The sequence below is a fragment of the Pseudomonas sp. JUb52 genome (assembly GCF_004341115.1).
Lineage (GTDB): Bacteria > Pseudomonadota > Gammaproteobacteria > Pseudomonadales > Pseudomonadaceae > Chryseomonas > Chryseomonas oryzihabitans.
Genome location: NZ_SLYS01000008.1, coordinates 72,857 through 93,619, shown reverse-complemented (window position 1 = coordinate 93,619; position 20,763 = coordinate 72,857). Strand labels below are relative to the sequence as shown.

The window sequence follows — 20,763 nt, the reverse complement described above, 5'->3', positions numbered from 1 at the left end:
GTCATGAACAAGACTTCCTACAACGCCATCGCCGACACCTTCCGCCAAGTCCGCGTCAGCCTCAGGGACGACGAGCGTCGCTATCTGGATGTGCTCCTAGAGAAGCTCGAACCCGGCGCCACCCTGCTGGATCTGGGCTGCGGCACCGGCACCCCGGTCGCCGCCGCCATCCTCGCCCAAGGGCATCGTGTGCTCGGTGTTGACCAGGCGGCCGCCATGCTGGCCCATGCGCGGCGGGAATTTCCCAAGCAGCGCTGGATCGAAGCGCGGCTGGAAAACTACGCCTGCGCCGAACCCTACCAGGGAGCGCTGCTGTGGGATTCGCTGTTCCATCTGGAGCGGCGCTGGCACGCGACCCTTCTGGCGCGGGTGGTTGCCGGGCTCCCACAAGGGGGGCGGCTGATGCTGACAGCGGGCGGCTCAGCTAACGAGGCCTTCGTCGATACCATGTTCGACCAGCCGTTCTTCTACGACTCCCATCCGCCCGAGGTGCTGCGAGGGCTCCTGCAGGACTTGGGCGTGCGCATCCTCGTCGACGAAATGCTCGAGCCACCCGACGGTGGTCGGAACAAGGGGCGCTGCGCCTTCGTCGTCGAAAAGGTCTGAGCTCATCCTGCTCTCCGTGATTGGGAGTGCCTTTCAACCTGGCAGGTAGCGGATGCCAACGGCCTGATCCGGATTCTCGAGCCGCCGTGACTAAGGAGAGGGTTGTTGCTTTCACCGAAGAAAGGTGTGCAAAGCCGACGTACAGGAACCACTATGCAACTGCCTTAATTCCGGCAAGAGGCAATCTTTGGTCCGGCAGACGTTTCCCTCTCAAGGAGCTGACATGACCCCATCCGCTGCGGTAATGGCCGAACTCGCCCCTCAGGGGGTACTGCGTACAGCGATCAACTATGGCAATCCGGTGCTGGCCCAGCGCGGTGCCGACGGCGCGCCAACCGGTGTTTCGGTAGCCCTGGCCCGGGCCTTGACCGAGCAATTGGGCGTGCCGGTGCACTTCACCCCCTACGACGCCGCCGGCAAGGTCTTCGCGGCCCTGGACGAAAACGCCTGGGACCTGGCCTTTCTCGCCATAGAGCCGGTGCGGGCGGCGCAGATCGCCTTCAGCGAACCCTATGTCATCATCGAGGGCACCTATCTGTTGCGCGACGATGATCCCGCTCTTGGTGTTGCGGATCTGGATCAGGCCGACCGCCGTATCGCCGTGGGGCAGGGCGCTGCCTATGACCTCTATCTCAGCCGCACCCTGACCCAGGCGGAGCTGGTACGGGCGCCAACGTCGGTAGCGGCCATCGACTGGTTCGTCGGCCAGCGCCTGGATGCCGCCGCCGGCGTGCGCCAACCGCTGGAGGCCTATGCCGCGGCCCACTCGGGCTATCGGGTGCTGGCCGACAGCTTCACCGAGATTCGTCAGGCCATGGCCGTCCCCAGGGGGCGTGACGCTGCGGCAGCCTTCGTGCAGGGCTTTCTCGATGAGCAACTGCGCAATGGCCTGGTCGCCCGCGAGCTCGCTGCCAGCGGCCAGGGCGCGGTTCGGATCGGCAGACCGTCGACCGACGTCTGAGGCACTCGCTCCGACGGTGGGGTCGGGCGAGTGGAAAAGGAATCGACCCGCGACGGAGATTTGTCGGTTAGATGACAGCTTGGGTCGCTATTCTTGGCGTTCCAGCGGCGGCTGGATGAAATCATCGCCGCACCCCGCTGCCAAACGCCTATCCCAGCCCCTTCGTTCTGAGGTCGCCCTTGTTCGCTACACTGTCCGATCCCGCCTTTCTTACCAGTCTCCTGCAGATCGTCATCATCGACATCCTCCTCGGCGGCGACAACGCCGTGGTGATTGCCCTAGCCTGTCGCCGGCTGCCTGACGCGCAGCGCCGCAAGGCCATTCTCGGCGGTGTTGCCGGTGCCGTGATCCTGCGCATCCTGCTGCTGTTCGTCGCCAGCTATGTGCTGGGTTGGCCGCTGCTCAAGGTGGTGGGTGGCGTCCTGCTGCTGTGGATCGGCATCAAGCTGCTGGTGCCCGAAGACGAAGAGGCCGACGTCAAGGCCGGTACCACCCTGGGCCAGGCGATCTGGATCATCATGGTGGCCGACGTGGTGATGAGCCTGGACAACGTCATCGCCGTGGCCGGCGCCGCCCAGGGGCACCTGGGCCTGGCCGTCGCCGGGGTGCTCATCAGCATCCCCATCATCATCTTTGGCAGCCAGCTCATCCTGAAGCTCATGGAAAAGTTTCGCTGGCTGGTGGTGGCAGGCGCGGCCCTGCTGGGCTGGATCGCCGGCAAGCTGATCGCCAGCGACGAGCTTCTCCAGGCGTGGTTGGCATTCGCCGACCTGCATTGGGTGCCCTATGTGGCCGGAGCCGTTGGAGCGCTGGTCGTCCTCGCGGTAGGTCATCTGCTTGCGCGACGAGCCGTGACCCCCTGAATCCTACTACGGTAGAGCCGCAGACTTGCGGCTCTTACGGCGCTACCTCACGACGTTTCGAACAGGTTGGGTTGAGACGGTTCTATCGTCGAAGCCGATGACGTCCGCGGCGCTGGCCTGCTAGGTATGGATGGATCGCGGCCATGGGCCGCTCCTACGGAAGCTCTGCAGTAAGCCCAGGCAATTCGCTACACAGCAAAACGCCCGGCAGCCAGGCTGCCGGGCGTCCGTTGTCGCCGGCTCAAGCCGCCGGCTTGTCCAGGAACTCCCGCAGCACGTAGTGCAGGATGCCGCCGGCCTTGAAGTAGCTCACCTCGTTGAGCGTGTCGATGCGGCAGAGCACTTCCACGCTTTCGCGGCTGCCGTCCTCGCGGGTGACTTCCAGGGTCAGCGGCATGCGCGGACGCAATTCGACGCCGTCGATGCCCAGCACGGCGATCTTCTCCTTGCCGGTCAGCCCCAGGGACTTGCGATCCACGCCGTCCTTGAACTGCAACGGCAGCACGCCCATGCCCACCAAGTTGGATCTGTGGATACGCTCGAAGCTCTCGGCGACCACGGCTTTCACGCCCAGCAGGTTGGTGCCCTTGGCCGCCCAGTCACGGGAGGACCCGGTGCCGTATTCCTTGCCGGCGATGATCACCAGCGGGGTGTTTTCCAGCTCGTACTTCATGGCCGCGTCGTAGATCGACAGCTTTTCACCGGAGGGGACATGGAAGGTATTGCCGCCTTCCTCGCCACCGAGCATCTCGTTCTTGATGCGGATGTTGGCGAAGGTGCCTCTCATCATGACTTCGTGATTGCCGCGGCGGGAGCCATAGGAGTTGAAGTCGGCGTAGTCCACGCCATGCTCGGCCAGATAGCGGCCGGCGGGGCTGTCCTTCTTGATGTTGCCGGCGGGGGAGATGTGGTCGGTGGTGACCGAATCGCCCAGCAGCGCCAGGATGCGGGCGTCGTGGATATCGGCGATGCGGGGCGGATCGCCGGCGATGCCCTCGAAGAACGGCGGATTCTGGATGTAGGTGGAGTCGGCGTCCCAGACGTAGGTCTCGGCGTCCGGCACCTGGATGGCCTGCCACTTCTCGTCGCCGTCGAACACGGCGCCGTATTGCTTGTGGAACATGGCGGTGTCGAGCTTCTGCACGGCGTCGGCCACTTCCTGCTGGGTGGGCCAGACGTCCTTCAGATAGACCGGCTGACCATCGCTGCCGGTGCCCAGCGGCTCCTGGGTCAGGTCGACCTTCACGCTGCCGGCCAGGGCATAGGCCACCACCAGCGGCGGCGACGCCAGCCAGTTGGTACGGACCAGGGGATGCACCCGGCCTTCGAAGTTGCGGTTGCCGGACAGCACCGAGGCTACGGTGAGGTCGGCGTCCTGAATGGCTTTCTCGATCGGATCGAGCAGCGGACCGGAGTTGCCGATGCAGGTGGTGCAGCCGTAGCCGACCAGGTCGAAGCCGAGGTCGTTGAGATAGGGCGTGAGGCCGGCAGCGTTGTAGTAGTCGGTCACCACCTTGGAGCCCGGGGCGAGGGACGACTTGACCCAGGGCTTGCGCATCAGCCCTTTCTCGGCGGCCTTCTTCGCCAGCAGACCGGCAGCCATCATAACGTTGGGGTTGGAAGTGTTGGTGCAGGAGGTGATGGCGGCGATGACCACGGCGCCGTCCTCCAGCTGGAAGGTCTGGCCATCGAGCTGGACCTCGACGCTGCTGCCGACCTTGGCGGCCTCGGCCTTTTTCGGTGCCAGGGCGGTGAAGTCGCCAAAGGTCTTGGCCACCTCGCCGAGCAGCACGCGATCCTGGGGCCGCTTGGGACCGGCCAGGCTGGACTGGACTTCGCCCATGTCCAGTTCCAGCACATCGGTGAATACCGGCTCGTCGCCTGGATTGCGCCACAGGCCCTGGGCCTGGGTGTAGGCCTCCACCAGCTGCACGGTTTCCTCGGGGCGACCGGACAGGCGCAGATAGTCCAGGGTGATCTGGTCGACTGGGAAGAAGCCGCAGGTGGCGCCGTATTCCGGGGCCATGTTGCCGATGGTGGCGCGATCGGCCAGGGGCAGGGTAGCCAGGCCATCGCCGAAGAACTCGACGAATTTGCCCACGACGCCCTTCTTGCGCAGCATCTGGGTCACGGTCAGTACCAGGTCGGTGGCGGTGATGCCCTCGCGCAGCTTGCCGGTCAGCTTGAAGCCCACCACCTCGGGGATCAGCATGGACACCGGCTGGCCGAGCATGGCCGCCTCGGCCTCGATGCCGCCCACGCCCCAGCCCAGCACGCCCAGGCCATTGATCATGGTGGTGTGGGAGTCGGTACCCACCAGGGTGTCGGGGAAGGCATAGGTGCGGCCGTCTTCGTCCTTGGTCCAGACGCTGCGGCCCAGGTATTCCAGGTTGACCTGGTGGCAGATGCCGGTGCCCGGTGGCACCACGCGGAAGTTGTCGAAGGCGTTCTGGCCCCAGCGCAGGAAGGCGTAGCGCTCGCCATTGCGCTCCATCTCGATCTCGACGTTCTCGTGATAGGCGTTCTCGCTGGCGTAGCGGTCCACCATCACCGAGTGGTCGATCACCAGGTCGACGGGGGAGAGCGGATTGATCCGCTGCGGATCGCCGCCGGCCTTGGCCACGGCTTCGCGCATGGCAGCCAGGTCGACCACCGCAGGTACGCCGGTGAAATCCTGCATCAGTACACGGGCGGGGCGGTACTGGATCTCGCGGTCGGCGGAGCGGGTCTTGGTCCAGTCGGCCAGGGCCTGGAGGTCTTCGCCGGTGACGGTCTGGTTGTCTTCCCAGCGCAGCAGGTTCTCCAGCAGCACCTTGAGCGACTTGGGCAACTGGTCGAGATTGCCCAGGGTCTTGGCCGCATCGGGCAGGCTGTAGTAGTGATAGGTGCGCTCGCCGACCTGCAGGGTCTTGAGGCTGTTGAGGCTGTCCAGGGCTGGCATCAGGGGTCTCCTAATCGACGTTTCGACGGTTGCCCGCTGGCCGTTCGGGCCTCGAAAGGTGAAAGAGAGCCGAACTAGCGCTGGGCGGACTGATTTTTCTAGGTGTAGTACTGGACCGATAGGCGCCGCCGGCGTTCCCCAGTGGGCGCGCTGGGGTATAGTGCGCGCCCTGCGTGACCCCTTGAGGAAGCCCTGTCGTGAATACCCTGTTGCTGCTGTGCCGTACCGGATTCGAAGGCGAGGTCTGCGCCGAGCTCGGCGAACGGGCGGCGCTGCTCGGCGTGGCCGGCTACGCCAAGGGCAAGCCGGGCGCGGCCTATGCCGAATTCGTCTGCGGCGACGCGGCGGACGCGGCGCGGCTGATGCAGCAGCTCAGCTTCGCCGAGCTGATCTTTCCCCGCCAGTGGTCGCGCGGCGCCTTTCTCAGCCTGCCCGAGCAGGATCGCATCGGTCCGCTGCTCGAGTTGCTGGCGGACTATCCCGTCTGCGGCAGCTTGGCCCTGGAGATGCCCGACACCAACGACGGCAAGGCGCTCTCCACCTTCTGCAAGAAGTTCGAACGCCCCCTGACCCTGGCCCTGCGCAAGGCCGGCCGCCTGGTGGACGATGCCCGGGCGCCACGCCTGCAGCTGACCTTTCTCAGCGGGCGCGAGGTCTTCGTCGGCCTGGTCGAGCCGGACAACGCCGCGCTCTGGCCCATGGGCATCCCGCGGCTGAGATTCCCGCGCGAGGCCCCCAGTCGCTCGACCCTCAAGCTGGAAGAGGCCTGGCACCACTTCATCCCCCGTGCCGACTGGGAAACGCGGCTGTCGTCCGAGATGCGCGCCGTGGATCTGGGCGCCGCCCCGGGCGGCTGGACCTGGCAGCTGGTGGCTCGCGAGATGCTGGTGACGGCGGTGGACAACGGCCCCATGAACGAGGCGCTGATGGACAGCGGCCTCGTGGAGCACCTGCAGGTCGACGGCTACGCCTTCGTGCCCAAGCACCCGGTCGACTGGATGGTCTGCGATATCGTCGAGAAACCGGCGCGTACCGCCGCGCTGATCGAGCGCTGGATCGGCGAGGGCCATTGCCGCGAGGCGGTGGTCAATCTCAAGCTGCCGATGAAGCAGCGTTATCGCGAAGTGGCCGGCATCCTCGAGCGCCTGCACGCGCATTTCGCCGGTCGCGGCCAGCGCGTCACCATCGGCTGCAAGCAGCTCTATCACGATCGCGAGGAAGTGACCTGTCATTTGCGCCGGCTGGATCGGAAACCCTAGGCCGCCGTCAGGCTCTGAATGCAGATCGCTGTAACCGTTCTATCCCTGGAGACCCCATGACCCTCGAAGCCGATGCCACCCTCGACGCCAGCGGGCTGAACTGCCCGGAGCCGGTGATGATGTTGCACAACAAGGTGCGCGACATCGCCCCCGGCGCCCTGCTCAAGGTCATCGCCACCGACCCCTCCACCCAGCGCGACATCCCCAAGTTCTGCGTCTTCCTCGGCCATGAACTGGTGGAAAAGAGCGAAGGGGAAGGGCGTTATCTGTACTGGATTCGCAAGAAGGAGGAGTGAGGCCAGGCACCGCTCCTACACAGGGAGTCAGCCGTAGATTGGGTTGAGACGGCTCCCTCGTCGAAGCCCAACAGGCCGATGCCAAGCAAGCCGTAACGTGGAAAACCGCGCAGCGTTTTCCACTGTATGCCCCGAACCGGTGGACAAGGCTGCACCCTTGTCCACCTTACGCTCAGTGACCAGCGACACCTCTGACCACGCCCGTCAGGTGCTCCCCCAGCCGCCGATGCTGGTCCGCCTCGAAATGCACGCCGTCCACCGGGCTCACCCGGATGAGTTCTCCGGCGTCGACGAAGGTCGCGCCCTGGGCTTCGGCCACCTGGCGATACCGTGCGGCCAGCTCGCGAGACTTGGCCGCACCGTCGGCGAAGATCTCGCCAAGGAAGCCCACTTCCTCGATGGGCGCCGGGGCCATCACGATGAGCCTGGGCTGGGCACCGCCCGGACCGGCGCTGCAGCGCCTGATCTCTTCCAACAGTACCTGCAAGGCGCTGGCAATGTCCGCCGGCGTCACCGACAGCCGCGCCTTGAGGTCGTTGGTGCCCAGCATCAGCAGCAGGACGTCCACCGGCAGCTGGCTCTCCAGGCAGGGCCTGAGATAGGTGAGGCCGTTCTTGTGGTGGCCGTCGATGGGGTCGTCGTGCACCGTGGTGCGAGCGGGCAGGCCTTCCTCGATCACCCGCCAGTCGGCGCCCAACCCGCGGGCCAGGACGCCGGTCCAGCGCTCGTCCCAGCTGAAGCGTTCGAGCACGCCGGGCTGGGTCAGGGGGCGGGTGCCGTGGGTGTTGGAGTCGCCATAGCAGAGCAGGGTACGCAGGGGCATGGGAAAGCCTCGTTGGGACAGGTCACCCCACCCTAGAGGCTATTTCTGCAGGTCGCGAGGGCCGGTGGTCGTGCCAGCGCAGCCGGGTCAGCCCTCGGTCGGCGCCTGCTCGCCCCGCGTCGCCTGCTCCAGCGGCGAGCCGCCGACTTCGTAGCGCACGTTCATGCGTGGCGAGGCCAGTTCGATACCGGCTTCGTCGAGGTAGCGCTTGAGCCTGAGGTTGAAGGCCCGCGAGACGTCCCACTGCTTGATCGGCGCGGTCTTGAAGCGGAATCTCAGGATCGCCATGCCCGAATCGAAGCTCTCCACCCCTTGCAGTTCCAGCGGCGACCAGATGTCCCGCCCCATCAGTGGATCCTGGCGCAACGAGCGACCGACCTCCTGAACCATCTCGATGGCCTTGTCCACCGACAGCGCCTGGGGAATCGGCAGGCGGAAGATGGCGTAGCCGAACTGGCGCGAGTAGTTCTGGATGCTCTTGATCTCGCTGAAGGGGATGGTGTGGACGATGCCGTCGATGTCCCGCAGCCGCACGGTGCGGATGGTCAGGCCTTCGACGGTACCCAGGTGGTTGCCGACGTCGACGTAGTCGCCAATCGCCAGGGAGTCCTCGATGATGATGAACAACCCGGTGATGAGATCGGCCACCAGACTTTGGGCGCCAAAGCCGACCGCCAGGCCGATGACGCCGGCACCGGCCAGCAGCGGGGTGACGTTCACGCCCATGTTGGCCAGGGCGACGATCAGGGCGATGACGAAGATGGTCAGGAACAGCACGTTGCGGATCAGCGGCAACATGGTCTGGGCACGGGCGTTGTTGGGGCTGACGCGGTGCAGGTTGAGGCCGCGGTGGATGGCGGTGTCGGCGAGGATCCACACCAGCCAGGCCAGCAGCAGGGTACCGCCCAGGCCAAAGAACTTGCTGGCCACCACATGGCCATCGCCCTGGCTGAATCTGAGCAGCGAGAGATTCCAGGCGCGCAGCGCCAACTCGATGCCCACCAGCCAGATGGCGATGCCCAGCACCAGCACGAAGAAGGCGCGCAGCCGTTCGGCATAGGCCTCCTGGATTCGGCCGTGATGGCGCCGGTGCAGCAGTCGCGCCCGCACCAGGGCGTTGAGGCCCAGGGCGGCGCCCATGGTCACGGCGAACAGTAGCGCCCGGCGCAGGGCGTCGCTGGTATCGCCGGCGGAGACGAAGGTGGCGACCACCGAGACCGCCACCAGGATCAGCAGCGGCAGGTGCCAGAGCCGGGCGATCAGGTGGCGTACGCCCTGCAGACCGTGCAGCGCCTGGCGCTTGGCCAGCGGCTGGTTGCGGATCAGGTGGGCGATGGGCCGGCGGAATCTCAGGGCGAACTGGGCGGTGAGCAGCGCCGCGCAGATGTTGGCCCCGATGGCGATGACGGCGGCCAGGTGTGGCCCCAGGGTCTCGGCCAGGTGCGGATCGCTGGCGGCGCCGCCCAGGGCGGCCAGGCTGCCGATGATCCACAGCGGGCGGAAGGCGCGTCGGCGCAGGATCAGCAGGGCGCGACTGCGATGGGCGCCGCTGGGCAGTGAGCAGATCACTACCACGGTAGCGGCGAACAGCGGGCCGGTGACCGCGGCATAGGCCAGGGCGACGGCCACCGTCTTGCCCAGCGAATCCGGCAGCCACAGCGACACCACCAGGGTCAGGATGAAGGCCAGCAGCCAGGGCGCCAGCTTGCGCAGGGCGAAACGGAGCAGGTCGAGGGTGCGCGGCCTGAGCGGCAATTCCTCGGACAGTCCGAATCTCACCCGCAGGCGATGGCTGATGGTCTTCAGGCCCAGGGCGCAACCGGCCCAGAAGGCCAGGGTGACGACGAAGCCGGAGAGCAGGTTGAGGCGTTGCTCGGGCGCTGGCGCCAGGGCGGCCAGCTCGGCGCCGGCCTGGTCCAGCTGGTATTGCCAGCGTTCGCGCAGGTTGTCGCGCTGCAGCTGCTGCTCTACCACCGTCAGAGTATCGGTGATCAGCCCGATCACGCCCTGGGAGGCGCTGGGCTCGGCCTTGTTCTGCGCTGCTTGCAGCTTCTTGAGATCCGCCAGCAGGCGATTGCGCTGTTGATCGCTCTCCAGGGTCTTGATGACCTGGTCCAGGGACTGGCCGAATTGCGGGTCGACCTGGTCCTTCTGGGCGCCCGGCAGTCCGGGCAGGGCGGCCTGAACCGGGCCGATGAGCAGAAAGCAGAGACAGAGAAGTTGTAGCAGGCGAAAGATCATCGAAGCCGCACGCTCGCGAAAGAGGGAAACGCCCGTCCCGGTCGGCAGGACAGCCGGCCGGGGCGAGGGCGCCAGTGTAGCAAGGGCAGCGCGCTAGGCGCTGTGGATGCGTCGACGGGCGCTGCGGGCCAGCCGCACCGACAGCAGGATGGCCGCGCAGGTCAGGCCCAGCACCAGCCCCTGCCACAGGCCGGCGGGACCCCGCGGGGCACCGAACCAGTCGCTCAGGCCCAGCGCCCAGCCCACCGGCAGGCCCACGCCCCAGTAGGCCAGCAGGGTGATGATCATGGTCGCGCGGGTGTCCTGGTAACCACGCAAGGCGCCGGCGGCGGTCACCTGGATGGCATCGGAGAACTGGAAGATGCCGGCGAACACCAGCAGCGAGGCCGCCAGCTGGATCACCGCCAGGTCCTGGGAATAGAGCCCGGCGATCGCCGTGCGCGCGGTCAGCATCAGGGTGCAGGAAACGCAGGCGCAGAGCAGCCCGGCGGCCATGCCGACCCCGGCGGAAAAGCGCGCCTCGCGCGGCTCGCCGCGCCCCAGTGCCTGACCGACCCGCACCGTCACCGCCATGCCCAGCGCCAGGGGCACCATGAACACCAGCCCGGAGAAGTTGAGCGCCACCTGGTGCCCGGCGACCACGGTCGGACCCAGTTCGCCGATCAGCAGGGCCACCACGGAAAAGATGCTGGATTCGGCGAAAATCGCGATGCCGATGGGCACGCCGATGGCCAGCAGGGCGCGCAGCGTCGGCCCATGGGGCCGCTCGAAGCGGGCGAAAAGGGCGCAGGGGCGATAGCGCTCGGTGCGGATGATCGCCAGCATGGCCAGCAGCATCGCCCACATCACCGTACCGGAGGCGAAGCCGCAGCCGGCGCCGCCCAGCGCCGGCATGCCGAGGTGGCCGTAGATGAAGATCCAGTTCAGCGGCACGTTCAGCGCCAGGCCGGCGAGCCCTACCAGCATGGCCGGGCGGGTACGCCCGAGGCCGTCGCTGAAGCAGCGCAGCACATAGTAGAAGGCCGTGGCGGGCAGGCCCATGGCGATGCCCTTGAGATAGAGCAGGGTCGGCCCGATCAACTGGGCGTCGACATGCATGGCCACCAGCAGCGGGCGGGCGTTGAGCAGCAGCAGGCTGGCGATGAGGCCACAACCCAGGGCCAGCCACAGCGCCTGGCGCACCAGCGGACCGATCTCCTGGCTGCGGCCGCCGCCGTGGCGCTCGGCCACCTTGGGCGTGGTCGCCAGCAGGATGCCGGTCATCAGCAGGAACACCGGAATCCATACGGAGTTGCCCAGGGCGACGGCAGCGAGGTCGAGCGGGCCGACCCGGCCGGCCATGACGGCGTCGACGAAGCCCATGGCCGAATGGGAGAGCTGGGCGATGACGATGGGCGCGGCCAGGGAGAGCAGGGCGCCGAATTCACGTCTGATGCGGGGCAGGGAGGAGGTCACTTGATCGTTCGGTCAGCTTCGGGGCCGATAGTCTAGTCCTCATGGCCCGGGTGGCAACCCTCGCGGCGACCGTTGCCTGCCGCCGACGGCCTGCTAAAGTGCCGGTCCCCGCCCTTGCGAGTGCCCAGGCATGCACATTCTCGCCGACGAAAACATTCCGCTGCTGGACGCCTTCTTCGGTCCCCACGCCACCCTCGAGCGCCTGCCCGGCCGCGCCTTTGATCGCGCCGCCGTAGGTCGCGCCGATGCGCTGCTGGTGCGCTCCATCACCCGTGTCGACGCGGCGCTGCTGGACGGGTCCAGGGTCGGCTTCGTCGGCACCTGCACCATAGGCACCGATCACCTGGACCTGGGCTATCTCGACCAGGCCGGCATCCGCTGGAGCAATGCGCCAGGCTGCAACGCCCGTGGCGTGGTGGACTGGGTGCTCGGCGCCCTGCTGGCGCTGGCCGACGGTGCGGGGGCGGACCTCGCCCAGCGCACCTATGGCATCGTCGGCGCCGGTCAGGTCGGTGGCCGCCTGGCCGAGGTGCTGCGCGGACTGGGCTGGACGGTGCTGGTCTGCGATCCGCCCCGCCAGGCCGCGGAGGGGGGTGACTTCCACAGTCTCGACGAATTGCTCGAGCGCTGCGACGTGCTCTGTCTGCATACCCCGCTGATCCGGGACGGCGAGCAGCGCACCCTGCACCTGTTCGATGCCGCCCGCCTGGCCAGCCTGCGCCCGGGGACCTGGCTGCTCAATGCCTGCCGCGGCGAGGTGGTCGATAACGCCGCGCTGCGGTCGCATCTGGCCGGTGGCGCCGAGCTCAGGGTGGCGCTGGATGTATGGGAAGGCGAGCCGAGCATCGATCCTGAACTGGCCCGCCTGTGCCAGTTGGTGACGCCCCATATCGCCGGGCACAGCCTGGAAGGCAAGTGGCGCGGCACGGCGCAAATCTACGAGGCCTTCTGCGCCTGGAGCGGGGAGACACCGCGGCTGAGTCTGGATGATCTGCTGCCGCCCCAGCAGCTGGAGCGCCTGGTGTTCAGCGGGGATACGCCCGAGGCGACTGCGTTCAGGCGGGTCTGCCGCGCGGTCTATGATCCGCGTGACGACGATGCGGCGCTACGCGCGACCTTCGGCTTGCCGGCCGTGGCGCGCGCCCAGGCGTTCGACGCCCTGCGCAAGGGCTATCCCATGCGTCGGGAGATTCCGGGGCTGATGCTCGATGGGGCGGGCGTGGCTCGGCTGGCGAGGGCCCTGGGCTGCAGCTGGCGACATGGCGACGGCTCCGAAAGCGGCGGTGTCGCTTAGGACCGAGGCGAGGCGCAAGCGTTCAGGCGGGGTAGCGGCCTCCCGCCAGCAGGCCCGGACGGCCGAATGACGGGAGCCTGAGGCGCGGGAGCCGCACGGCTCCCCCGGACTTAGTGGTATTCGCAGAGGTAGGCGGTGTCTTCCGCGACCTTGATCTGGAACTTGGCATTGGCCGGCACGGTGAACTGGCTGCCTGAGGCGAAGGTTTCCCAGGTCTCGCTGCCCGGCAGCTTGACGGTCAGGGCGCCGGCCACCACGTGCATGACTTCCAGCTGGCTGGTGCCGAATTCATATTCGCCGGGGGCCATGACGCCCAGGGTGGCGGGCTTGGACTTGAGGCTGAAGGCGATGGATTTGACGGTGCCGTCGAAGTATTCGTTGACCTTGAACATCGGATTTCCTTGTGCGAAAGCGGTTGGGACCGTCGGCGAGTATGCCCAAGGCCGAGGCCCACTGTCACCGCTCCAGACAAGGCTAGCGCGCGAAGGCCGGCAGGCTGGCGGGCAACAGCTTGGCGGTGTTGCGGGCGTCGGTCTCGGCGCGGTGCAGCACCCCGGTAAAGGCCAGTCCCGCCGATTCCAGGGCGGCGGTGAGTCCCAACGGGCGCGCCAGGCCACGGGCCTTGGCGAAGGCCTGCTTGAGATTGCGATGCGGCACCCGGGCCAGGTGGGTATGCAGGTCGTGTTCGCGCCAGGCGCGTTCCAGCAGGCGGCGGTCGAAATCGCCCCAACTGCACCAGCCGGCGAGGGTGGTCTCATAGGCGCCTAGCCAGGCCTCGAACGCCGGCCAGGTGCTCTCCAGTGGCTCGGCGCCATCGACGTCGGCCTGGCTGATATGGGTGAGGTCGCGGCAGAAGGGCGTCAGCAGCGGCAGCCGCCGGGGCTGGACGAAGCTCTGATAGCGACCGAGCTCCTGGCCTTCGGCGTCCACCATCACCGCACCGATCTCGATGATTTCCATCAACTCCAGGGGCCAGCCGCCTTCGTCGGTGGTCGCTTCCAGGTCCAGCACCAGCCAATGCTTCATCGTCACGCCCTCGGGGAGCCGCCTCGATCGTCGCAGATAAGACGGTGGAAAGGCCGCGGGGTTGCGTGGCGAGGTGCGATTGAATGTTACATTCATGACTCGATAGCGACATCTGGTCACGATTCGCTTGTGAGGCCCCAGCCTTGCTCTTAAGCTTGAAACCTCTTTATCAGCGAGTTTCACCCATGGAGTGCCGTCCGGGTTGTGGCGCCTGTTGCATCGCGCCATCGATCTCCTCACCGCTGCCACGCATGCCCCAGGGCAAGCCCTCCGGCGTGCGCTGCGCCCACCTGGACAGCACCAACCGCTGCGACCTGTTCGGCTCGCCGCTGCGCCCGGCGGTGTGCGGCGGCTTCCAGGCCGAGCTGGCGTTCTGTGGCACCAGCAGCGCCGAAGCCATGGCCATCCTGCTGCGCCTCGAAGGTGAAACGGCCGCCTGATCCGGTTTTGAATTGCGCTCTCCGACAACCACAACAACAAGGGACGTCCCATGCACAAGCCGCTTCGCTCCATCCTTGCCCTGACCCTGCTCGCAGCCACCGGCCTGGCCCAGGCCGAGGACTGGCAACTCGCCAAGCAGGAAGACGGCATCCAGGTCTATACCCGCGCGGTCGCCGGCTCCAAGTACAAGGCCTACCGCGGCGTGGTCCAGATCAAGGCCGATCCGGCCACCATCGCCAAGCTGCAGGACGACCCCGTGGGTTCCTGCAAGTGGATCTTCCGCTGCCAGTCGCTGCAGGTGCTCAAGCGCCAGGACAACCAGGCCTGGACCTATATGCGCATCGACATGCCCTGGCCGGTGACCGCCCGTGACGTGGTGCTGCACATCACCGAGCAGAAGACCCCCGATGGCGGCTTTACCCGCACCCTCGAAGGCCAGCCGGACTATCGGCCTGCCGCCGACGGCTATGTACGGGTCGCCAGCTTCCAGGGTCAATGGCGCGTGGTGCCGAAGAACGGCGGCTCGGAAGTGACCTACGAGGCGCAGAGCGAGCCGGGTGGCAGCGTGCCGTCCTGGCTGGCCAACAGCTTCGTGGTGGATGCCCCGCTCAACACCCTGAAGGGCCTGCGCCAGGCTGCGCAGCGCTGATCGACCGCCTTCGGGCAAAGGCCTGACCCACCGGCGCCAGGTCTGCTCAATACCACCCCTAGGCTGTCGAAGCGGACAGGGTTCACCTCGGTACTTCGACAGCCGTAATCAGCGCACAGGGGTTGCCGGATGGCTGCGTCTCTTGCGACGCCAGCCATCCACCAGCCGGAAGGCCAGCAGCGCGGCGCCGATGGTGGCGTAGATTGCCCACTCTTCCAGGTCCGAACGCACGATCCAGAGGTAGTGCAGCAGCCCCAGGCCCAATACCAGGTACGCCAGCCGATGCAGCTCCTTCCAGCGCTTGCCCAGGCGGCGCATGGCCGGGCGATTGGAGGTGACGGCCAGGGCCAGCAGGATCAGCAGGGCCGCGGCCCCGACGATGATGTAGGGCCGGCGCTGCAATTCCACGCCCAGCTGCGACAGGTCGAAGCCCAGCACGAAGGCCAGGTAGCCGAGGAAGTGCAGCAGCGCATAGGTGAAGGTCCACAGCCCGAGCTGGCGGCGGATCACCGGCCAGAGCTTCCAGCGGGTGAGGCGCGACAGCGGGGTCAGACTAAGGGTCAGCAACAGCAGCACCAGGGCGCCGGTCCCCAGCTTGTCCACCAATGCCTTGCCCGGGTCCGGGCCGAGGGCGAAGATCCAGGCCTGGTACAGCCACCACAGCGGCGGGCAGAGCGCGGCGACGAACACCGCCAGCCGCCAGAGCAGTACACCCATCAATAGTTTCTCCGCAGATCCATGCCGCTGTAGAGCGAAGCCACTTCCTCGCCATAGCCGTTGAACATCAGGGTCGGTCGCACGTTGGGGCTGAACAGGCCGCTGGGCAGGCGCCGTTCGCGGGCCTGGCTCCAGCGCGGATGATCCACTTCCGGATTGACGTTGGCATAGAAGCCGTATTCGTTGGGCGCCATGCCCTGCCAGGTGGTGCGTGGCTGCTCTTCCACCAGGCTGATGCGGACGATGGACTTGATGCCCTTGAAGCCGTATTTCCAGGGCACGATCAGGCGCAGCGGCGCGCCATTCTGGTTGGGCAGCACCCGCCCGTACATGCCCACCGTCATCAGCGTCAGCGGATGCATGGCCTCATCCAGGCGCAGGCCTTCCACATAGGGCCAGTCCAGCAGGGCGAAGCTGGAATTCATGCCGGGCATGTGCTGCGGATCCTTGAGCGTCTCGAACCTCACGTAGCGCGCCTTGCCGGTGGGCTCGACGCGCTTGAGCAGGCTGGCCAGCGGAAAGCCCAGCCAGGGAATGACCATGGACCAGGCCTCGACGCACCTCATGCGGTAGATGCGCTCTTCCAGGGTGTCCGGGCCGAAGAGGTCTTCCAGGCCGTAGGTGCCGGGCTTGCCCACCTCGCCATCGACCACCACGCTCCAGGGCTGGGTCGGCAACTGCGCGGCATGGGCCGCGGGATCGCTCTTGTCCGGGCCGAATTCATAGAAGTTGTTGTAGTGGGTAGCGTCCTTGAAGGGGGTGATATCCTCGCCCTTGACCGTGGCCGCCTGCCAGCGGGTATCCGGCAGCTTGCGCTCGAACCAGTCCGGACCCTTGGCGGCTTCGACGTCGCCGTAGCTGGAGGCGGCGCCCAGCGCCCAGCCGGGCAGGGCGGCGCCGGCGAGCAGGGCGCCGCTGGCACCGAGCAGCTGGCGCCGGGACAGGTAGACGGCTTCGGGGGTGATCTCCGACCCACGACAGGCAGAGCGTGGAACGATCTTGATCGGCATGACGGACCTCGACGGGGAGCGCGCAGGAGCGCGGCTGGCTAACAGCGTGAGACATCCCGGTCGTGAAAAGCTTCCCGGGCCAACGATAGCCTGCCGTCCCGGTCGGGCGGAAGATCGTTTCGTTCAGCCGAGCAGCTTGTCCAGGGTGATGGGCAGTTGCCGCACGCGGATGCCGGTGGCATGGAACACCGCATTGGCGATGGCCGGGGCGACGCCTACCACGCCGATTTCACCGAGACCCTTGATGCCCAGGGGATGCCCGCAGCGGTCATCCTCGTCCAGCAACAGGGCCTGCAGCGCGGGCACGTCGGCCTGGGTGGCGACCAGGGCTTCGGCCAGATCGGCGTTCATCCAGCGCCCCTGGGTCAGGTCCAGGCGACTCTGCTCCAGCAACGCCTGGCCGAGGCCCCAGAGCATGCCGCCTTCCAGCTGATTCTGCGCCAGGCGGCGATTGACGATACGGCCGCCGGCGAAGGCCCCCACCAACCGGCGCACCCGCACCGTGCCCAGGTGCGGATCCACTGCCACCTCGGCGAATTGGGCGCCGAAGGCGGCACGGCCTAGGGCAGGACGTTGCGCCAACTGATCGGCGGTGCTGGCTTCGGCGCTCAGCTCCGCGAGGCCGTGCTGGCCCAGCAATTCAGCCAGGCCATGGCGTTGCTCGGGGTTGGTAACGCTGACCAGGGCACCCTCCGCGAGTCGCCAGTCGCTACCAGCCGAAGGGATGCCGATCAGCGCCACCAGGCGCTGGCGCAGGTGGTCGGCGGCCGCCTGGATGGCCGCACCCAGACTGAGGGTGGTGGAGGAGCTGGCGGTCAGGGAGCTATAGGGCAGGTCAGTGTCGCCGCCGTGCAGGCGAACGTGCTCCAGGGGCAAGCCGAGGGCTTCGGCAGCCAGTTGACTCAGCGCCGTCCAGCTGCCCTGGCCCAGTTCGTGGGTCGCGCTTTCCACGTCCGCCGTGCCGTCCGCCTGCAGTCGGATGCGCGCCGACGCCGCCATCTGGGCGACGTGGTAGACCGCGGTCGCCATGCCGTAGCCGATCAGCAGGTCGCCATCACGCATGGCACCGATGCCGGGATCACGGTCCGCCCAGCCAATGGCGGCGGCACCGGCCGCATAGCACTGGCGCAGGCTCTTGCTCGACCAGGCGTTGCCGCTCTGGGGCTCCACCTCGGCATGGTTGCGCAGCCGTACTTCCAGCGGATCCAGACGCAGGTGATGGGCCCATTCGTCCAGGGCACTTTCCACCGCGAACTGGCTGACCGCCACGCCAGGGGCGCGCAGCCAACTCGGCGCATTGAGGGCGAGCCGTGCGGTGGCATGACGGGTACGCAGGTGCGGACAGGCATAGAGCTTGGGCGTCATCTCGCCTACGGGTTCGATGAAGTTGGAGGTATGGGCATTCTGGATCAGGGCGTCCTGCAGCAGCACGCTCAATTGGCCGTCCCGATTGCCGCCCAGGCGCAACCGTTGGCGCGTAGCACCGCGAAAGGGCATCAGCGAAAAGGTCTGGCGCCGACTGAGCACCAGCTTCACCGGGCGGTCGGCGAGCTTGGCGGCCATGGCTGCGAGCAGCGGATGGGCATTGCCCTTCTTGCCGCCAAAGCCGCCGCCCACCAGTGGCGAGCGAAAGCGAATACGGGTGGAGAAATCCGCCTCGGCACGACCGGCGCGCATGACCGCGGGAAAGTCCTGGCTGACGCCGAGATCGAAGGCCTGTGCCAGGGCGTAGGCATCGCCATAGGTGAACTGGGTGCCGGCATCCACCACCAGCCGGCCCTGGGGGTCCCAGGCGGCCAGCGCCGCGCCGGGCTCCAGGGCGTTGTGGTGCTGGGGTTGGGTGCCGTACTCCAGGTCCAGGCGCTCCTGCGCCACCGTCCAGGCGGCATCGGGCTGGCCCCGCTCGGTGATCGCCGGCTCGCCAGCGCCGACCATCTCCGGATATTCGGCGGGCTGCCGGGTGAAATCGAAGTCCTGCTCCCTAGGCTCCGCACTGTATTCCACCTCGATCAACTGGGCAGCGAACTCGGCCTGATCCGCTCGCTCGGCCACCACCACCGCGATGACCTGGCCGCTGTACTGGAGGCGGTCGTCCTGTAGGGGCAGAAAACGTCCCAGCTCGCCGCCGGGCAGGGTGGTGATCGGCTGCAGGCGCGGGGCGTTCAGGTGCGTCATGACTAGCAGCACGCCGGGTGCCTGTTCGGCGGCCTCTACTCGCAAGCGCTGGACGCGCCCCTGTGCCCGATCGCTCTGTACCAGAGCGGCATGAGCCGGCTGTCCCACGACCTCGCTGTGGGATAGATCGGCGCTGTAGCGGGCGGCGCCTGTGACCTTGGCCAGGCTTTCCAGACGGTGAGGGGCAGAGGGCATGGACGGGCTCCGGTAGGTTGCCTTTCGGCAGACTGCCCCGGGCCGCGCACCGTTCGCGCCACTGGTCGCGTGCCATACTGCGGCGACCTCTCGCCCTCAGGAGTCCCCGATGAAGAAGCTGATCAATAGCCCCACCCTGGTGGTTCGCGAACTGCTCGAAGGTCTCGTCAGCCTGGATCCCGGCCTGGCCTTGCTGGCCGAGGAACAGGTCATCCTGCGCCAGCCCCTGACCGCTGCCGGCGTTCGCCCGGTGGCGGTGATTTCCGGCGGCGGCAGCGGCCACGAACCGGCCCATGCCGGCTATGTGGGCGAGGGCATGCTGACCGCCGCAGTGGCCGGTGACGTCTTCACCTCACCCAGCGTGGATGCCGTGCTGGCCGCCATCCGGGCCGCGGCCGGTCCTGCCGGCGCGCTGCTGGTGGTCAAGAACTATACCGGCGACCGCCTCAACTTCGGCCTGGCCGCCGAACTGGCGCGCAGTGAAGGCATTCCGGTCGAGGTGGCGCTGGTAGCGGACGACGCCGCCCTGCGCCATACCGTGGCGCCGGAAAAGCGCCGGGGCATCGCGGGTACCGTGCTGATCCACAAGCTGGCTGGCGCGGCCGCCGCCGCTGGACGGTCGCTGGCCGAGGTGGCCGCCCTGGCCCGCGCCGCGAGCGCCGAGTTGCGCAGCATGGGCGTCGCTCTGGGCGCCTGCACGGTGCCGGCGGTGGGGCACCCGGGGTTCCAGCTGGCGGACGACGAGGTGGAATGGGGCCTCGGCATCCATGGCGAGCAGGGCGTCGAGCGCGGCCCCCGGCTGGGTGCCGACGCCACCGTGGCGCGGCTGCTGGATACCCTCATCGAAGATGGCGGCTATGCCAGGGGCACGCGCCTGGCGCTGCTGGTCAATGGTCTGGGCGCGACGCCACCGCTGGAACTCGCCCTGGTGGCGCGGGCGGCATTGAGTCAGCTGCGCCAGCGAGGTCTGGTGGTGGAGCGTGCCTGGACCGGCACCTTTCTCAGCGCCCTGGACATGCCTGGCTGTTCGCTGTCGCTGCTGCCGGTAGACGAGGCGCGCCTTGCACTGCTCGATGCGCCGACCCAGGCGCGGGCCTGGCCGGATGACGGCCGGGTCCCGACTGCGCCCACCCTGTTGCCCGCACCTGCGGCGGCAGCCGAAACGGTCCCCCGCACCCCCGGGCCCCTGGCAGAGCGTCTGCAGACGGCGGCAGGTGCCGTGATCGCCAGCCTGCTGGCCAACGAAGCCCGCCTCACCGATCTCGACAGTCGCGCCGGTGACGGCGACCTGGGCACCAGCCTGGCGCGGGGCGCCGAAGCCATGCGCGCCTTGCCCGCCAGTGCCTGGTACACCCCGGCCAGCGCCCTGGCCGCCACCGGTCAGGCACTGCGCCGGGCCATCGGCGGCAGCTCCGGACCCTTCTACGCCTGCGCCCTGGTTCGCGCCGCTCAACTGCTGGATGGGGTGGAGCGTCCGACCCTTGCGCAGTGGGCCGAGGCGTTCGACGGGGGTGTGCAGGCCCTGGCCGAGCTCGGTGGTGCCCAGCCCGGCCAGCGCACCATGCTCGATGCCTTGCGCCCGGCCGCGGATGCCCTGCTGGCCGGTGCCCAGGCGGGTACCAGCCCGACGCAGGCCTTTGCCGCGGCCTTTGCCGCCGCCCGCCAGGGTGCCGAGGCCACCGCCAGGATGCTGCCGGCCCAGGGCCGTGCCAGCTACCTGGGCGAGCGCGCCCGCGGCATTCCCGATGGCGGCGCCGTCGCGGTGGCCTGCTGGCTGGAGGCGCTGAGGCCGGTGATCGAGGCCTAAGGCC

The 20,763-nt window shown here is 67.7% G+C and carries 18 protein-coding genes; 9 read left to right on the top strand and 9 right to left on the bottom strand.

Features of this window, described 5'->3' with window-relative positions; all coding sequences use genetic code 11:
• Nucleotides 1–3 precede the first annotated feature (3 nt).
• The 3 genes from EC839_RS14830 to EC839_RS14820 all read left to right on the top strand — a co-directional run bounded on the left by EC839_RS14830 (nt 4) and on the right by EC839_RS14820 (nt 2,430).
• Nucleotides 4–606, top strand: coding sequence for a trans-aconitate 2-methyltransferase (locus EC839_RS14830; protein WP_007162255.1), 603 nt, complete (start codon nt 4–6; stop codon nt 604–606).
• 223 nt (nt 607–829) lie between these two features.
• Nucleotides 830–1,567, top strand: coding sequence for a transporter substrate-binding domain-containing protein (locus EC839_RS14825; protein WP_039976256.1), 738 nt, complete (start codon nt 830–832; stop codon nt 1,565–1,567).
• A 179-nt stretch (nt 1,568–1,746) separates the two neighbouring features.
• Entirely contained in the window at nt 1,747–2,430 is a 684-nt protein-coding gene (locus tag EC839_RS14820) for a TerC family protein (RefSeq protein WP_007162257.1), read from the top strand.
• Nucleotides 2,431–2,671: 241 nt separating this feature from the next.
• Here the strand turns inward: EC839_RS14820 and acnA are convergent, their stop codons facing one another.
• Entirely contained in the window at nt 2,672–5,371 is a 2,700-nt protein-coding gene (acnA, locus tag EC839_RS14815; protein ID WP_007162258.1) for an aconitate hydratase AcnA, read from the bottom strand.
• A gap of 197 nt (nt 5,372–5,568) precedes the next feature.
• Here acnA and rlmM point away from each other — a divergent pair, with 197 nt between their 5' ends.
• Nucleotides 5,569–6,630, top strand: a complete 1,062-nt coding sequence (gene rlmM / locus EC839_RS14810; RefSeq protein ID WP_007162259.1) for a 23S rRNA (cytidine(2498)-2'-O)-methyltransferase RlmM — start codon at nt 5,569–5,571, stop codon at nt 6,628–6,630.
• A 56-nt stretch (nt 6,631–6,686) separates the two neighbouring features.
• Nucleotides 6,687–6,926, top strand: coding sequence for a sulfurtransferase TusA (gene tusA, locus EC839_RS14805; protein WP_007162260.1), 240 nt, complete (start codon nt 6,687–6,689; stop codon nt 6,924–6,926).
• Between the two features lie 172 nt (nt 6,927–7,098).
• Here tusA and EC839_RS14800 read toward each other — a convergent pair whose 3' ends face one another.
• The 3 genes from EC839_RS14800 to EC839_RS14790 all read right to left on the bottom strand — a co-directional run bounded on the left by EC839_RS14800 (nt 7,099) and on the right by EC839_RS14790 (nt 11,445).
• Complete coding sequence (locus EC839_RS14800) at nt 7,099–7,749, bottom strand: SGNH/GDSL hydrolase family protein (protein WP_007162261.1); 651 nt, start codon at nt 7,747–7,749, stop codon at nt 7,099–7,101.
• Between the two features lie 87 nt (nt 7,750–7,836).
• On the bottom strand, nt 7,837–9,990 hold the full coding sequence (locus EC839_RS14795) for a mechanosensitive ion channel family protein (RefSeq protein WP_007162262.1): 2,154 nt from the start codon (nt 9,988–9,990) through the stop codon (nt 7,837–7,839).
• A 93-nt stretch (nt 9,991–10,083) separates the two neighbouring features.
• Nucleotides 10,084–11,445: an MATE family efflux transporter gene (locus EC839_RS14790; protein WP_007162263.1), complete on the bottom strand. Its 1,362-nt coding sequence runs from the start codon at nt 11,443–11,445 to the stop codon at nt 10,084–10,086.
• 130 nt (nt 11,446–11,575) lie between these two features.
• Between EC839_RS14790 and pdxB the strand changes: the two genes are divergently transcribed.
• A complete protein-coding gene (gene pdxB, locus EC839_RS14785) occupies nt 11,576–12,739 on the top strand; it encodes a 4-phosphoerythronate dehydrogenase PdxB (RefSeq protein WP_007162264.1) in 1,164 nt (387 codons plus the stop codon).
• Nucleotides 12,740–12,849: 110 nt separating this feature from the next.
• On the opposite strand, the gene EC839_RS14780 is transcribed toward pdxB, so the two are convergent.
• Both EC839_RS14780 and EC839_RS14775 read right to left on the bottom strand, forming a co-directional pair.
• Nucleotides 12,850–13,131: a pyrimidine/purine nucleoside phosphorylase gene (locus EC839_RS14780; protein ID WP_007162265.1), complete on the bottom strand. Its 282-nt coding sequence runs from the start codon at nt 13,129–13,131 to the stop codon at nt 12,850–12,852.
• 82 nt (nt 13,132–13,213) lie between these two features.
• Nucleotides 13,214–13,765: an exonuclease domain-containing protein gene (locus tag EC839_RS14775; protein ID WP_007162266.1), complete on the bottom strand. Its 552-nt coding sequence runs from the start codon at nt 13,763–13,765 to the stop codon at nt 13,214–13,216.
• Between the two features lie 185 nt (nt 13,766–13,950).
• Between EC839_RS14775 and EC839_RS14770 the strand changes: the two genes are divergently transcribed.
• Both EC839_RS14770 and EC839_RS14765 read left to right on the top strand, forming a co-directional pair.
• On the top strand, nt 13,951–14,205 hold the full coding sequence (locus tag EC839_RS14770) for a YkgJ family cysteine cluster protein (protein ID WP_027597778.1): 255 nt from the start codon (nt 13,951–13,953) through the stop codon (nt 14,203–14,205).
• A gap of 50 nt (nt 14,206–14,255) precedes the next feature.
• On the top strand, nt 14,256–14,855 hold the full coding sequence (locus EC839_RS14765) for an START domain-containing protein (protein WP_007162268.1): 600 nt from the start codon (nt 14,256–14,258) through the stop codon (nt 14,853–14,855).
• A 108-nt stretch (nt 14,856–14,963) separates the two neighbouring features.
• Here the strand turns inward: EC839_RS14765 and msrQ are convergent, their stop codons facing one another.
• From msrQ to EC839_RS14750, 3 genes are all read right to left on the bottom strand, one after another.
• A complete protein-coding gene (msrQ, locus tag EC839_RS14760; protein WP_007162269.1) occupies nt 14,964–15,572 on the bottom strand; it encodes a protein-methionine-sulfoxide reductase heme-binding subunit MsrQ in 609 nt (202 codons plus the stop codon).
• Nucleotides 15,572–16,582 carry a protein-methionine-sulfoxide reductase catalytic subunit MsrP gene (gene msrP / locus EC839_RS14755; protein WP_007162270.1) on the bottom strand — a complete coding sequence of 337 codons (1,011 nt, stop codon included), beginning with the start codon at nt 16,580–16,582 and terminating at the stop codon, nt 15,572–15,574. The genes msrQ and msrP overlap by 1 nt, the downstream gene beginning before the upstream one ends.
• A 123-nt stretch (nt 16,583–16,705) precedes the next feature.
• Nucleotides 16,706–18,952 (bottom strand): xanthine dehydrogenase family protein molybdopterin-binding subunit, encoded by a 2,247-nt coding sequence (locus tag EC839_RS14750; RefSeq protein WP_007162271.1) that lies wholly within the window; start codon nt 18,950–18,952, stop codon nt 16,706–16,708.
• A gap of 109 nt (nt 18,953–19,061) precedes the next feature.
• Here EC839_RS14750 and EC839_RS14745 point away from each other — a divergent pair, with 109 nt between their 5' ends.
• On the top strand, nt 19,062–20,759 hold the full coding sequence (locus EC839_RS14745) for a dihydroxyacetone kinase family protein (protein ID WP_007162272.1): 1,698 nt from the start codon (nt 19,062–19,064) through the stop codon (nt 20,757–20,759).
• Nucleotides 20,760–20,763 lie beyond the last annotated feature (4 nt).

What these genes read in the sequence shown, in the direction of transcription:
- EC839_RS14825 (WP_039976256.1), top strand. Translation starts at nt 830, where the DNA reads ATGACCCCATCCGCTGCGGTAATGGCCGAACTCGCCCCTCAGGGGGTA.
- pdxB (WP_007162264.1), top strand. Translation starts at nt 11,576, where the DNA reads ATGCACATTCTCGCCGACGAAAACATTCCGCTGCTGGACGCCTTCTTC.
- EC839_RS14800 (WP_007162261.1), bottom strand. Translation starts at nt 7,749, where the DNA reads ATGCCCCTGCGTACCCTGCTCTGCTATGGCGACTCCAACACCCACGGC.
- EC839_RS14830 (WP_007162255.1), top strand. Translation starts at nt 4, where the DNA reads ATGAACAAGACTTCCTACAACGCCATCGCCGACACCTTCCGCCAAGTC.
- EC839_RS14745 (WP_007162272.1), top strand. Translation starts at nt 19,062, where the DNA reads ATGAAGAAGCTGATCAATAGCCCCACCCTGGTGGTTCGCGAACTGCTC.
- EC839_RS14795 (WP_007162262.1), bottom strand. Translation starts at nt 9,990, where the DNA reads ATGATCTTTCGCCTGCTACAACTTCTCTGTCTCTGCTTTCTGCTCATC.
- EC839_RS14770 (WP_027597778.1), top strand. Translation starts at nt 13,951, where the DNA reads ATGGAGTGCCGTCCGGGTTGTGGCGCCTGTTGCATCGCGCCATCGATC.
- tusA (WP_007162260.1), top strand. Translation starts at nt 6,687, where the DNA reads ATGACCCTCGAAGCCGATGCCACCCTCGACGCCAGCGGGCTGAACTGC.
- EC839_RS14780 (WP_007162265.1), bottom strand. Translation starts at nt 13,131, where the DNA reads ATGTTCAAGGTCAACGAATACTTCGACGGCACCGTCAAATCCATCGCC.
- msrQ (WP_007162269.1), bottom strand. Translation starts at nt 15,572, where the DNA reads ATGGGTGTACTGCTCTGGCGGCTGGCGGTGTTCGTCGCCGCGCTCTGC.
- EC839_RS14750 (WP_007162271.1), bottom strand. Translation starts at nt 18,952, where the DNA reads ATGCCCTCTGCCCCTCACCGTCTGGAAAGCCTGGCCAAGGTCACAGGC.
- msrP (WP_007162270.1), bottom strand. Translation starts at nt 16,582, where the DNA reads ATGCCGATCAAGATCGTTCCACGCTCTGCCTGTCGTGGGTCGGAGATC.
- acnA (WP_007162258.1), bottom strand. Translation starts at nt 5,371, where the DNA reads ATGCCAGCCCTGGACAGCCTCAACAGCCTCAAGACCCTGCAGGTCGGC.
- EC839_RS14765 (WP_007162268.1), top strand. Translation starts at nt 14,256, where the DNA reads ATGCACAAGCCGCTTCGCTCCATCCTTGCCCTGACCCTGCTCGCAGCC.
- EC839_RS14775 (WP_007162266.1), bottom strand. Translation starts at nt 13,765, where the DNA reads ATGAAGCATTGGCTGGTGCTGGACCTGGAAGCGACCACCGACGAAGGC.